This is a genomic window from Streptomyces sp. NPDC006174 (assembly GCF_040614075.1).
In the GTDB taxonomy this organism is placed as follows: Bacteria; Actinomycetota; Actinomycetes; order Streptomycetales; family Streptomycetaceae; genus Streptomyces.
This window is the reverse complement of record NZ_JBEXTJ010000001.1, coordinates 100291-113231: the sequence shown is the minus strand read 5'-3', so window position 1 is coordinate 113231 and position 12941 is coordinate 100291. Positions and strand designations below refer to the sequence as shown.

Annotated in this window: 10 protein-coding genes; 3 read left to right on the top strand and 7 right to left on the bottom strand. The window is 72.8% G+C overall.

Translation table 11 applies throughout. From position 1 onward, the window contains the following. Positions 1-34: 34 nt before the first annotated feature. From sucD to ABZ267_RS00490, 6 genes are all read right to left on the bottom strand, one after another. Positions 35-919 (bottom strand): succinate--CoA ligase subunit alpha, encoded by an 885-nt coding sequence (gene sucD, locus ABZ267_RS00515; protein ID WP_030561710.1) that lies wholly within the window; start codon positions 917-919, stop codon positions 35-37. A 19-nt stretch (positions 920-938) separates the two neighbouring features. Then, on the bottom strand, positions 939-2120 hold the full coding sequence (sucC, locus tag ABZ267_RS00510; RefSeq protein ID WP_356754759.1) for an ADP-forming succinate--CoA ligase subunit beta: 1182 nt from the start codon (positions 2118-2120) through the stop codon (positions 939-941). Positions 2121-2394: 274 nt separating this feature from the next. Continuing rightward, the gene (locus ABZ267_RS00505; RefSeq protein WP_356754761.1) at positions 2395-3666 is read right to left on the bottom strand and encodes a VWA domain-containing protein; all 1272 of its coding nucleotides are present in this window, start codon (positions 3664-3666) and stop codon (positions 2395-2397) included. Beyond that, entirely contained in the window at positions 3663-6203 is a 2541-nt protein-coding gene (locus tag ABZ267_RS00500) for a DUF5682 family protein (protein ID WP_356754763.1), read from the bottom strand. The genes ABZ267_RS00505 and ABZ267_RS00500 overlap by 4 nt, the downstream gene beginning before the upstream one ends. Next, positions 6200-7324: an AAA family ATPase gene (locus ABZ267_RS00495; RefSeq protein WP_356754765.1), complete on the bottom strand. Its 1125-nt coding sequence runs from the start codon at positions 7322-7324 to the stop codon at positions 6200-6202. Before ABZ267_RS00495 ends, ABZ267_RS00500 begins: the two co-directional genes overlap by 4 nt. 134 nt (positions 7325-7458) lie before the next feature. Next, positions 7459-7905 carry a hypothetical protein gene (locus ABZ267_RS00490; protein WP_356754767.1) on the bottom strand — a complete coding sequence of 149 codons (447 nt, stop codon included), beginning with the start codon at positions 7903-7905 and terminating at the stop codon, positions 7459-7461. A 151-nt stretch (positions 7906-8056) separates the two neighbouring features. On the opposite strand from ABZ267_RS00490, the gene ABZ267_RS00485 reads away from it, so the two are divergent. Together ABZ267_RS00485 and ABZ267_RS00480 are read left to right on the top strand one after the other, a co-directional pair. Beyond that, positions 8057-9463: an SWIM zinc finger family protein gene (locus tag ABZ267_RS00485; RefSeq protein WP_356754769.1), complete on the top strand. Its 1407-nt coding sequence runs from the start codon at positions 8057-8059 to the stop codon at positions 9461-9463. A 197-nt stretch (positions 9464-9660) separates the two neighbouring features. Beyond that, positions 9661-11283: a DUF5691 domain-containing protein gene (locus ABZ267_RS00480; protein ID WP_356754771.1), complete on the top strand. Its 1623-nt coding sequence runs from the start codon at positions 9661-9663 to the stop codon at positions 11281-11283. Between the two features lie 60 nt (positions 11284-11343). Here ABZ267_RS00480 and ABZ267_RS00475 read toward each other — a convergent pair whose 3' ends face one another. Then, positions 11344-11757, bottom strand: coding sequence for a cobalamin B12-binding domain-containing protein (locus tag ABZ267_RS00475; RefSeq protein WP_356754773.1), 414 nt, complete (start codon positions 11755-11757; stop codon positions 11344-11346). A gap of 293 nt (positions 11758-12050) precedes the next feature. Here ABZ267_RS00475 and ABZ267_RS00470 point away from each other — a divergent pair, with 293 nt between their 5' ends. Then, positions 12051-12920: an alpha/beta fold hydrolase gene (locus ABZ267_RS00470; RefSeq protein WP_356754775.1), complete on the top strand. Its 870-nt coding sequence runs from the start codon at positions 12051-12053 to the stop codon at positions 12918-12920. Positions 12921-12941: the final 21 nt, after the last annotated feature.

The following is a 12941-nucleotide window of genomic DNA, read 5'->3' as shown; positions in this document are numbered from 1 at the left end:
CCGCGCCGTTCACGCGTGGTGCGGGCTGCCTGGATCAGGCGCCGAGGATCTCGCGCGCCAGCTTGGCGGTCTCGGTCGGCGTCTTGCCGACCTTCACGCCGGCGGCCTCGAGGGCCTCCTTCTTCGCCTGCGCGGTGCCGGAGGAGCCGGAGACGATGGCGCCCGCGTGGCCCATGGTCTTGCCCTCGGGAGCGGTGAAGCCCGCGACGTAACCGACGACCGGCTTCGTGACGTTCTTCGCGATGAAGTCGGCGGCACGCTCCTCGGCGTCGCCGCCGATCTCGCCGATCATCACGATGAGGTCGGTCTCCGGGTCCGCCTCGAACGCCGCGAGGGCGTCGATGTGCGTCGTACCGATGACCGGGTCGCCACCGATGCCGACGGCGGAGGAGAAACCGATGTCACGGAGCTCGTACATCATCTGGTAGGTCAGCGTGCCGGACTTGGACACGAGACCGATGCGGCCGGGCTTGGTGATGTCGCCCGGGATGATGCCGGCGTTGGACTGGCCGGGGGTGATGAGACCCGGGCAGTTCGGGCCGATGATCCGGGTCTTGTTGCCCTTCTCGTTCGCGTACGCCCAGAAGGCGGCGGAGTCGTGAACGGCGATGCCCTCGGTGATGACGACCGCGAGCGGGATCTCGGCGTCGATCGCCTCGACGACGGCGGCCTTGGAGAAGGCCGGCGGGACGAAGAGGACGGAGACGTTCGCGCCGGTCTTCTCGATCGCCTCGGCGACGGAGCCGAAGACCGGTACCTCGGTGCCGTCGAAGTCGACGGACGTGCCGGCCTTGCGCGGGTTCACGCCGCCGACGATGTTGGTGCCGTCGGCCAGCATGAGCTTGGTGTGCTTCATGCCCGTGGCGCCGGTCATCCCCTGGACGATGACCTTGCTGTCCTTGGTGAGGAAGATAGCCATGGTGTGGAGTCCCTCGTCCTTACTTCGCAGCCGCGGCGAGCTCGGCGGCCTTGTCGGCCGCGCCGTCCATGGTGTCCACGCGCTGCACGAGCGGGTGGTTGGCGTCGGAGAGGATCTTGCGACCCAGCTCCGCGTTGTTGCCGTCGAGACGCACGACCAGCGGCTTCTCGACCTTCTCGCCCTTGGACTCGAGCAGCGCGAGCGCCTGCACGATGCCGTTGGCGACCTCGTCGCAGGCGGTGATGCCACCGAAGACGTTGACGAAGACGGACTTGACGTCCGAGTCGCCGAGGATGATCTCCAGGCCGTTCGCCATGACCTCGGCGGAGGCGCCGCCACCGATGTCGAGGAAGTTGGCGGGCTTCACGTTGCCGTGCTGCTCACCGGCGTACGCGACGACGTCCAGGGTCGACATGACCAGACCGGCACCGTTACCGATGATGCCGACCTCGCCGTCGAGCTTGACGTAGTTGAGGTTCTTGGCCTTGGCGGCAGCCTCGAGCGGGTTGGCTGCGGCCTTGTCCTCCAGGGCCTCGTGGCCCGGCTGGCGGAAGTCGGCGTTCTCGTCGAGCGAGACCTTGCCGTCCAGCGCCAGGATGCGGCCGTCCTTGGTCTTGACCAGCGGGTTCACCTCGACGAGGAGCGCGTCCTCGGCGACGAAGGTGTCCCACAGCGTCACCAGGACCTCGGCGACCTGCTCGGCCACCTCGGCCGGGAACTTCGCCTGGGCCACGATCTCGCGGGCCTTGACGATGTCCACGCCGGAGTTGGAGTCGACCGGGACCTTCGCGAGGGCCTCGGGGGTCTTCTCCGCGACCTCCTCGATGTCCATGCCGCCCTGCACCGAGGCCATGGCCAGGAAGGTGCGGTTGGTGCGGTCCAGGAGGTACGAGACGTAGTACTCCGCCTCGATCTCCGGCGACAGCTCGGCGATCATCACCTTGTGGACCGTGTGGCCCTTGATGTCCATGCCGAGAATGTCGGTCGCCCGGGCGACCGCCTCGTCGGCGTCGGCTGCCAGCTTGACGCCACCGGCCTTGCCTCGGCCGCCGACCTTCACCTGCGCCTTGACGACAGACTTGCCGCCCAGCTTCTCGGTCGCCTCGCGGGCTGCCTCAGGCGTGTCGATGACTTCACCGGCCAGCACCGGTACACCGTGCTTGGCGAAGAGGTCCCTCGCCTGGTACTCGAACAGGTCCACGCGCGTCCGTCCCTTTTCAGTGGTATCGCGGTTCGTTCTTCTGCGTGGGCAGTGCCGCGAAGGGCAACGTGACTGCTGTGTCACCAGGGAGGCGCACACGGTTTCCGAGTACGCGGCATGTCCATCCGGCAGGTTATCCCCGCACTCCGTGTGACCCTAAATCGCAGATCACACCTGAGCGGTGATAACAGTCACAGAGGGTGCCGGAGGGGCGTGTCCGGTGGCATTCCCGTGGCGTGCCCCATGGCCTGCCCGCGGTCGGCTCTTCGCGCGTCTACGTCCCGGTCTCCTTGTCCGGTATGGGCAGGGGCCGCTTCTCGATCGCGGCGGCCATGATGTCCGGGAAGAGGTCCGGCGTGCAGGCGAACGCCGGGGCGCCCAGCGCGCCGAGCGCCGCCGCGTGCTCGTGGTCGTAGGCGGGCGCGCCTTCGTCGGAGAGGGCCAGCAGCGTCACGAACTGCACGCCGGACGCCTTCATCGCCGCGACCCGCTTCAGCATCTCGTCCCGGATGCCGCCCTCGTAGAGGTCGCTGATCAGGACGACCACGGTGTCGGCGGGCCGGGTGATCCTGGACTGGCAGTAGGCGAGTGCCCGGTTGATGTCGGTGCCGCCGCCGAGCTGGGTGCCGAAGAGGACGTCGACCGGGTCGTCGAGCTGGTCGGTGAGGTCGACGACCGCCGTGTCGAAGACGACGAGGCGGGTGGCGAGGGTGCGCATGGAGGCGAGGACCGCGCCGAAGACCGAGGCGTAGACGACGGAGGCGGCCATCGAGCCCGACTGGTCGATGCAGAGGATGACGTCCTTCTTCACGGACTGCGACGCGCGGCCGTAGCCGATGAGGCGCTCCGGGACGACCGTGCCGGTGTCCGGGCCGCCGTCCGTACCCGGGACGGTCAGGTAGTTCTTCAGGTTGGCGCGAATGGTGCGGTCCCAGTCGATGTCCCGGTGGCGCGGACGGCTGATCCGCGCGGAGCGGTCCAGCGCGCCGGTGAGGGTGGCCCGGGTGCGGCTCTTCAGCCGCTTCTCCAGGTCGTCGACGACCTTGCGGACGACGGCGCGCGCGGTCTCCTTGGTCGTCTCGGGCATGGCCTTGTTGAGCGAGAGCAGAGTGCCGACGAGATGGACGTCCGCCTCGACGGCCTCCAGCATCTCCGGCTCCAGGAGCAGCGCGGAGAGGCCGAGCCGGTCGATCGCGTCGCGCTGCATGACCTGGACGACGGAGCTCGGGAAGTACGTACGGATGTCGCCGAGCCAGCGGGCCACGGAAGGCGCCGACGCGCCGAGCCCGGCCGACCGCCCGCCGCCTCGGCCGCCCGGCTTCTTCCCGCCGCCTCCGCCGTAGAGCGCGTCGAGCGCGCCGTCCATCGCGGCGTCCTGGCCGGTGAGCGTGCAGCCGGTGCTCTCCGTGCTGTCCGCGCCGAGCACCATGCGCCAGCGCCGCATCCGCTCGCCGTCGGCGGGGTGCGCCCGCTCGGTCCGTGTCTCCACCGTCTCCCCCGTTCGGTCGTGGTCCTGTGTGGCGTGCCGGGTGGCGTGTGCGGTCATGCGGTCGCCTCCTCCGGTACGGGTGTCCCGGCCGTTATGGGTGTCCGGTCCAGGAGCAGATGCAGCACCTGTTCCACCGCGTCGGCCCGGTCGGTGTCGAGGCCGGGACCGAAGCCCGGGTAGGCGTGGTCCGTGGCGGCGGGTCCGGCACCCTCGGGGACGGGGCCGCGCCGGACCAGCTCGCCGAGGGTGCGGCGTACGCCTGATTCGAAGGCGGAGAACGTACGGCGCAGGAGCGGTAGTACGTCGGTGAAGGTGTCGGCGGGCACGCCGGTGAGCCAGGCGTCGACCAGGGAGAGCAGCCGCTCGTCGTGGACCAGCAGCATGCCGCCGCCGGACGCGCCGCCGACGAACCCCTCGATCCAGGCCGCCGCGTCGGTGGGCGGGGTGCCGGGCGAGAGGGCCAGGCCCATGAGCCGCGCCGCCTCGTCCTCGGTGAGCCGTCCGTCGTCGAGGAGGAGCCGGGCGGCGCGGCCCCGGATGATCCCGGCGACCGTGTCCCGGCCGGCCAGCTTGCGCAGGACGGCGGCCCAGCGGTCCCGGAGGCCGTCGGTGGGGGTGGCGGCGGCCTCGGCGGGGATGGTGGCGCGGGCTTCGGCGGACGTGGCGGTGTCGGCTTCGGTGGGCGCGGCGGGGTTCGTTTCGGTGGGTCTGGCGCCGGCGGCGAGCAGGCCGATCGCGCCGTGCACGCCGTCCACCTGGCGGCGGAGCGCCTCGGCGCCGTCCGGGTCGAGGCCGGTGCAGGCCGGAGGCAGGCCGACGCAGATCCGCTCGGCGAGTCCGGCGGCGACCTCGGCGAGCGCGGCGGTGTCCGTGGAGCGCACGTCGCCGTAGCGGAGGGAGCGGGCGAGGGCCGGGAGGGCGTCGGCGAGGTGGCCGACGTCCGCGTCGAGCGCGGCGCGGTCGGCGAGGGCCTTCATCACGACCGGCAGCGCTTCGGTCAGCCCGGCCAGCAGGCAGTGCTCGGCGAGTGCGGTGACCTCGGAGAGCGCGGTCGCCGCGAGGGCCTGGGACTCGGCCTTCGCGGTGGCGGCGGTCTCCACGGTGGTGCCCCACACCCCGGCCTCCGCGACCCGGACATGCAGCTCCGGCTCCCAGCGCAGCCGCCAGCTCTCCCGGAACGTACCGGTGCTGCCACGGCCCTGGGCCGGTGCGCCCCAGCCGATACCGAGAAGCCGCAGCCGGTGCAGGAGCCGGCTCCTGGCGGCATCGGTCTCCTTGCGCAGGTCGAGGTCGAGCTCCTTCTCCAGCGCTTCCGGCTTGAGGCGGAGGGTGCGCTGGGTACGGGTCAGATCGCGTTGGAGCGGGACGGCGGGGGCGCTGTCGGGCACCTCGCCGAGGGTCTCGCCGACGACGAGCCGGTCCTGGATGAGCGCGAGCGGTACGTCGGAGCCCTCGCACATCACGGCCCGTACCGCGTCGGTGGTCTCGCTCAGCCCCGCCAGCGGGCGGCCCCGCATCGCCGCGAGCGTCTCGGCGAGCCGGACGGCCTCGATGACGTGAGCGGTGGAGACGAACCTGTCCTCCTCGCGCAGCAACCCGGCGACCTTCGTCATCCACCGCTCGATCGGCCGGTCGGCGGCGCCGAAGAGGTGCCCGTACCAACCGGGAGAGTCGATCCCGGCACCGTAACCGCTGTGCCTCGCGAGCCTGCGGTGGGTCCACGGCACCCAGGTCATCTCGGCCTTGACCTTCGGGAGCCCTTTGAGGAGGGCGCGGTCGGCGGCGAGGGTCGTGCGGGCGGCGAGCGCGGGGACGTGCCAGGCACCGCAGACGACCGCGATGCCGTCCCCGAACTCTTTGCGCGCGGTACGCAGTTGGATTCGCATGTACGCCTCGCGCACGGCGTCCCTGGGATGCCCGCCGTCCCCGTACGCCTCGCGCAGAGCCGTCATGGCCTCCGCGAGCGCGGCGAACGGCGCGAGCGCGTCGGCGGTGGCGTCGGCGGCCGGTGAGCGGTGTTCGACGACGTCCTCCCACCAGCGCTCGGGGTCGTCGTATCCGGCGGTCTCGGCGAGCGCGCGGATCGGATCGACGGCAGGGGTGAGCTCGTCGTCCGCCGGAGCCTCGGGAGCGGGTGCGGCCTCCTCGCCGTGGGGCTCCTTGAGGGCCAGCGAGTGGGTGGCGGGGAGGTCGATGAAGCGGACCGGGACATCGTTCGCGAGGGCCCAGCGGATCGCCACCCACTCCGGCGAGAACTCGGCCAGCGGCCAGAAGGCGGCCCGGCCCGGATCGTCCACGGCATGGGCGAGCAGAGCGACGGGCGGCCGCATCTGCGGGTCGGCGGCGAGCGGCAGCAGCGCGTCGCCTTCCGGCGGCCCCTCGACCAGCACGGCGGCCGGCCGGGCGGCGTCGAGCGCGGCACGGACCGCACGGGCGGATCCGGGCCCGTGGTGCCGCACGCCGAGCAGCAGCGGCCCGGCGACGGCCACGGCTCCGGTGACTGCGGGGCCGGCGGCAGCAGGGCCGGCGGCGACGGCTCCGGTGGTGTCCGGGCCGGCGCTGACCGGGCTGCTGGTGGCCTGGGTGTCGGTCATGCGGAGACCTCGCGGCAGGCGCGGTAGAAGTCCTTCCAGCCGTCCCGCTCGCGCACCACGGTCTCCAGGTACTCCTGCCAGACCACGCGGTCCGCGGCCGGGTCCCGGACGACCGCGCCGAGGATGCCCGCCGCGACATCGCCGGGGCGCAGGATGCCGTCGCCGAAGTGGGCGGCGAGGGCGAGGCCGTTGGTGACGACGGAGATCGCCTCGGCCGTGGAGAGCGTGCCCGAGGGCGACTTGAGCTTGGTGCGGCCGTCGGTGGTGACGCCGTCGCGCAGTTCACGGAAGACCGTCACCACGCGCCGGATCTCGGTGAGCCCCTCCGGTGCGGCGGGCAGGTCGAGCGAGCGGCCGATCTGGTCGACGCGCCGCGAGACGATGTCGACCTCGGCGTCGGGTGTGGCGGGCAGCGGCAGGACGACGGTGTTGAACCGGCGGCGCAGCGCGCTGGAGAGCTCGTTGACGCCGCGGTCGCGGTCGTTGGCCGTGGCGATGACGTTGAAGCCGCGGACGGCCTGGACCTCTTGGCCCAGCTCCGGGATGGGCAGGGTCTTCTCGGAGAGGATCGTGATGAGCGAGTCCTGCACATCGGCGGGAATGCGGGTCAGCTCCTCGACCCGGGCGGTCATGCCCTCCGACATGGCCCGCATGAGCGGACTGGGCACCAGCGCGTCGCGGCTGGGTCCGTTGGCGAGCAGCTGCGCGTAGTTCCACCCGTAGCGGACGGCTTCCTCCGGGGTGCCGGCGGTGCCTTGCACGAGGAGCGTGGAATCGCCGCTGACGGCGGCGGCCAGGTGCTCGGACACCCAGGTCTTGGCGGTGCCGGGGACACCGAGCAGGAGCAGCGCGCGGTCGGTGGCCAAGGTGGTCACGGCCACCTCGACCAGCCGGCGCGGGCCCACGTACTTCGGTGTGATCACCGTTCCGTCGGCCAGCGTCCCGCCTTGCAGGTAGGTGGCGACGGCCCACGGCGAGAGGCGCCAACGGGCGGGCCTGGGCCGGTCGTCGGCGGCCGCGAGCGCCTTCAGCTCGTCGGCGAACGCGTCCTCGGCGTGCGGGCGAAGAGGCTCGGCGCCGGACGCCTCGCCGACTGCGGTGGTGGTTTCGGACACGGTCATGGATCCCCCTCCAGATCGTCGACTGATCGGTCGACCTGATGTGGTTCCACCGTGCACCATGCCACTGACAACGGGCCCTGAGCTGGGCCTTTCAGGGGCCCTGACCTGTGGTCAGGACCCCTGCCCGGCCTCGGTCAGCCCACGATCGGCGAGACGGCCACGCAGCCGCCCGCCGTGAGCATGCCTTCGCCCTTCGCCTCCTTGATGACCTCGCCCTGGTACGTGATGGTGCAGGTGACGTCGGCGCCACCGGCCTCCAGCGCCATGGGCATGACGGCGGGCGGCATGATGCCGCGCAGCGTCACGGTCTTCTTCCACGGCAGGGTGGGCGAAGTGACGTTCTCCAGCTTCGGGTTCATGGCGTCGCCGCCTCCGCCGTGGAACGCGATCTCGTCGACGCTCGTGCCGGTCACCTCGTACGTGACCTCGTACGTCTCGTCCACGGTCCTGTCGACCGCCTTGCCGACCGCCTCGTCCACCGACTCGGCCGAACAGGCGCCGAGGCCGAGGACGAGGCCGGTGACGGCGAGGGCGCGAGCGGCCGCGCGCAGACGGCCGCCGGTGCGGTGGATGTGCTTCATGTGGGACCCCCTGGATCGGTCCGCGACCGGATCTCTTCCAGGCGCGGAGATCGCAGGAAAACGCAAAGGGCGAGTAAAGTCAAACGAGTCGGCAGGCATCGAAGGCGCAGGTCAGCGGGGACTGTCAGTGGCGCCGCTTACCGTCGTTCCCATGCTGCTATCTCACGGGGGAGAACCCTTGCCCGCCACGGAACCGGTGGCGCGCTGGACGGTGGAGCAGGTGCTGTCCCTGGCGCCTGACGACGCATCACGCAAGGCCGGAAACAAGCTGGCCTCGGCCGGGCAGTGGTCGGGGACCGGCTTCGATGGGACGGGGGCGGTGTGGGGGCTGTGCAAGGGGAGCGGGAGCAAGCCGTATCAGACGGTGGTCGACACCACGGGGCCCGCGTACAAGTGCAGTTGCCCGAGCCGTAAGTTCCCGTGCAAGCACGCGCTGGGGCTGTTGCTGCTACGGGCCTCCGGCGACGGGTCGGTCGCGCAGGGCGAGCCGGCGGACTGGGCCGCACAGTGGCTGGAGGGCCGGCGCGGACGGGCGGAGGCCAAGCAGGCGAAGCAGGAGGCCGTCGCGAACGGTGAGCCGGCGGCCGGACCGGCCGACAGCACGGCCGCCAGGAAGCGGGCGGAGCGCCGGGCCGAGCGGGTCACCTCCGGCGCGCAGGAACTGGAGCAGCGCCTGACCGACCTGCTGCGCGGCGGGCTCGCCACCGCCGACCGCACGGGATACACGCTGTGGGAGGAGACCGCCGCCCGCATGGTCGACGCACAGGCGCCCGGACTGGCGGGCCGGGTCCGTGAGCTGGGTGCCATACCCGGCTCCGGTCCGGGCTGGCCGGTGCGGCTGCTGGAGGAGTGCGGCCTGCTCCATCTGCTGGACACGGCCTGGCTGGGCCGGGAGCGGCTGCCGGAGCCGCTGGCCGCCACGGTGCGTACGCGGGTGGGGCTGCCGATGTCCGCCGACGGCCCACCGGTCCGCGACCGGTGGCTGGTCCTCGCGCAGTACGACACGCCGGACGGCCGGCTCACCACGCGACGGATCTGGCTGTACGGAAGGGAGTCGGCCCGCACGGCCCTGCTGCTCTCCTTCGGCGCGGCGGGCCGGGCCCCGGACCTCGCACTGCCGGTGGGCGTCACGATCGACGCCGAACTGACGCCGTACCCGGGCAGCGGGCTCCGGGCCGACCTGGGACGGCAGTTCACCCCGGCAGCCCCGGCGCCGGACAACCCGCCACCGCCGGGAGGCTCCACGGCGGCGGCCCTCGCCGCGTACGGAGAGGCGCTGCGGGGCGATCCGTGGCTCGACGCCTGGCCGGTCACGCTGCGGGACGTCATACCCGTGCCGTCGGAGGGCGGCTGGCAACTGGCCGACGCGGAGAGCCCGACCGCGCTGCCTCTCGCTCCGGCGGCGCTGTCCCGCCCGGGCCTGTGGACGCTCGTCGCGCTCTCCGGCGGCGCCCCGGTCACGGTCTTCGGCGAACTGGGCCACCGCGGCTTCGAGCCGTACGCGGGGTGGGAGGCAGGGAGCGAGGGCGCCTCGGACGGGACCGTACGGCTCATCTGATCCGTACGGGCAGCCGTCAGGCCACCTCGCTCCGCGGATCCGGGGCCGGGGACGCCTAGGACCGGACCGTACGGCTGATCCGACCCGTACGAGCAGCTGTCGGGCCACTTCCGCCCGCCTGCCGCTGACGGCCACCGGCGACCGGCCACCGCCGACCACCCTCGATCGACGACCTGAACGCCACAGAAGGGGACCCGATGCCTCCCACCACCACCGCAGCCCACCCCCTCGCCTCCCTCCCGTGGGAGGAGCTGGTCACCTCGGCCCTGCTCGGCACCGACCGCCGGCCTCCGGGCGCGCCCGGAGGCCCGATACCGGCCGACGGCCCGGCCGCACTGCTGGACGCCGCCGCGCTGCACACCGTGCGGCGGCGGGCCGGGCTGCTGCCCGCCGTGGCGGCGGCCAGGTCCGCGCCCGCGCCGCACGACCCGCGCCCGCACCTGCCCGAGACGGCCAGGCACCGGCTCGCCCAGCTGCTCGCCGACCGGGCCGCACCGAGCTCCTCCGGGCGGCGCGGGGCGGCGCCCGATCTGACCGAGCTCATCCCGCAGTGGCTGGCCACCGCCAACCGGCGCGGCTTCCGGCCTCCGGCCGCCCTCGTGCCGCCGCTGCTGGACGCCGCGCGGGCCCGCACCGATCTGCGGCCGCAGGCGCTCGCGTTCGCCGGCCCGCTCGGCCTGTGGCTGGCCGCGCTGAACTCCGAGTGGAAGTTCGCCCTGCGCGGTTCCGCCGGCGGCTCGCTCGTGCCCGACACCGACGACCCGGAGGCGGTGCGCCGGCTGTGGGAGGAGGGGCTGTTCGCGGAGCGGGTCGCGCTGCTCGACGCCGTACGGACGCGGGATCCGGCCGCCGCGCTCGCGCTGCTCACCACCACCTGGTCCACCGAGCGGGCCGAGGACCGGCTGATGTTCCTGGACTCCTTGCGGAACGGGCTCCAAGAGGCGGACGAGGAGTTCCTGGAGCAGGCGCTCGCCGACCGGAGCCGTAACGTGCGCGCGACGGCTGCCGAGTTGCTCTCGGCCCTGCCCATGTCGGCCTTCGCCGGGCGGATGGCGGCCCGCGCGATGTCGTGCGTGAATCCCGACCGTACGGGGGCCGGCGCGTCCATCGCGGTGGAGGCGCCGCACGAATGCGATGCCGGGATGCAGCGCGACGGGGTGGCCGCCGTTCCACCGTCGGGCCGGGGTGAGCGGTCGTGGTGGCTCGGGCAGTTGGTGGAGGCCACGCCGCTCGGGGTCTGGCAGGAGCGGTTCGGCGGACGCCCGGCGGCGGAGATCGTGGCGCTGCCGGTCGCCGACGACTGGGCGGGCGAGCTGCACGCCGCCTGGTGCCGGGCCGCCGTGCGCCAGCGCCACCCGGAGTGGGCGCGGGCCCTGCTGGGTGCGGCGTCGGTGCCTCCGGCCGGCTCGCCGGGGCCCGCGTCGATCGCCGAGCGGTCCAAGCTCCTGGCGGTGCTGTCCGAGGCCGAACGCGCGGACTGGGTCGCCGCGTTCATCGCCGCGCACGGGCTGTCCGAGGCGTTCCAGCTGCTCGGCGTCTGCACGGTGCCGTGGACGGGCCCGCTCGGGCGTGCCGTGGTGGACGCGCTCGACATCGCGCGGGACGGCGGGAGTTATCCGTGGAGCTTCAGCGGGGTGATGGGCCTGGCCGAGCGCTGCCTGGACCCGGCCGAGGCCGACCGCCTGGAAATCCTCACCGCCACACCGGACGAGCGGGAGGGAGCGTCACCGGGAGCGGGCGGCTACTGGGCGGAGGCGTTCCAGCGCCTGGTCTCCACGCTGCGGCTGCGCGCCGCGATGGAGGCGGAGCTGGCCACCTGACGCCCCGGCCCCGGGGCCGACGCTCCGACCCCGGCCACGTACGCGTGGACGAACCCCGTCTCAGGCCTGCGCCGGCTGGCGGACGTTCGCGTTCACCCAGGTGACGATCTCGGTCGTCGTCGCGCCCGGAGTGAAGAGCTCCGCCACGCCCAGCTTCTTCAGCGGCGCGATGTCGTCCTCCGGGATGATCCCGCCGCCGAACACCTTGATGTCCTCCGCCTCCCGCTCCTTCAGCAGCTCGATCACCTTCGCGAACAGCGTGTTGTGCGCGCCGGAGAGGATCGAGAGGCCGATGGCGTCGGCGTCCTCCTGGATCGCCGTGTCGACGATCTGCTCGGGCGTCTGGTGGAGCCCCGTATAGATGACCTCCATACCGGCGTCCCGCAGCGCCCGCGCGATCACCTTGGCTCCGCGGTCGTGGCCGTCGAGCCCCGGCTTGGCCACCACCACACGGATCGGACCGGTCACACCCATCACTGCCTCCACATGGTCTCCCGCGCCTGAAGGGCCGGGGATGTGAACGAACGTTATCCACAGCATCCCGCAAGCCGCCGTTTCGCGGCAGGCGGGGAGGGGGAAATCACACGTGGGACATGTTCGCCAGGCGCGGCCCCCGGAGAAACGCGGCAATCCGGCCGCGCGAGACACCCGCCTGGAGAGCCGCTACGAGGTCGCCGTACCACCGCGCCGCCAGCCGCACGGCACGGTGGTACGGCCCGTCGCCGCCTCCCGGTGCTCCCCGGTGCCCGCCCGTCCAGGAGGCCGCGATGAAGCCCCTCCCTCTCCTGACCCTGCTGCCCCGCCTCCCCGGTCTGCCGGGCCGGCTCACCACCGCGCTGTTCGGCGCCACCGTGCTGGAGCTGATCGTCCTCACCGGCCACCTGGCCGCCTACCCCTTCGGCCTCACCCAGGAGCGCCGCACCCCGCACCGGCCACCGCAGGCCGGATCCCTGCCCGGCTCCCCCGCCGCCGAACGGCCCGTCGTCCTCCTCCACGGGTTCATCGACAACCGCTCCGTCTTCGTCCTGCTGCGCCGCGCGCTCGCCCGCAACGGCCGCCGCCACCTGGCGTCCCTCAACTACTCGCCGCTCACCCGTGACCTGCGCACCGCCGCCGAGCTGCTCGGCCGCCATGTGGAGGAGATCTGCGCCCGCACCGGGCAGCGCGAGGTCGACATCGTCGGGCACAGCCTCGGCGGCCTCATCGCCCGCTACTACGTCCAACGGCTCGGCGGCGACCACCGGGTGCGCACGCTCGTCACCCTCGGCACCCCGCACGGCGGCACCGCCGTCGCCCCTGGAGCCGGCCTCCACCCGCTCGTGCGGCAGATGCGCTCCGGCTCGCCGCTGATCGAGGAGCTGCGCCGTCCCGCGCCCGGCTGCCGGACCCGGTTCGTCAGCTTCTGGAGCGAGCTGGACCAGATGATGGTCCCGGTCGGCACGGCCTGCGTCGACCATCCGGACCTCGACGCCGTCAACGTACGCGTCACCGGAATCGGCCATCTCGCTCTGCCGGTGCACCCGGCGGTCGCCGCCGCGGTCCATGAGGCTCTGGAGTCGACGCCCCATCAGGCTCTGGAATCACAGGAGGCCCAGGAGGGAACAGCACCCTCAACCGGAACGACCCCTGTCGCTTAAAATAGAACAGTCCTCGAACAT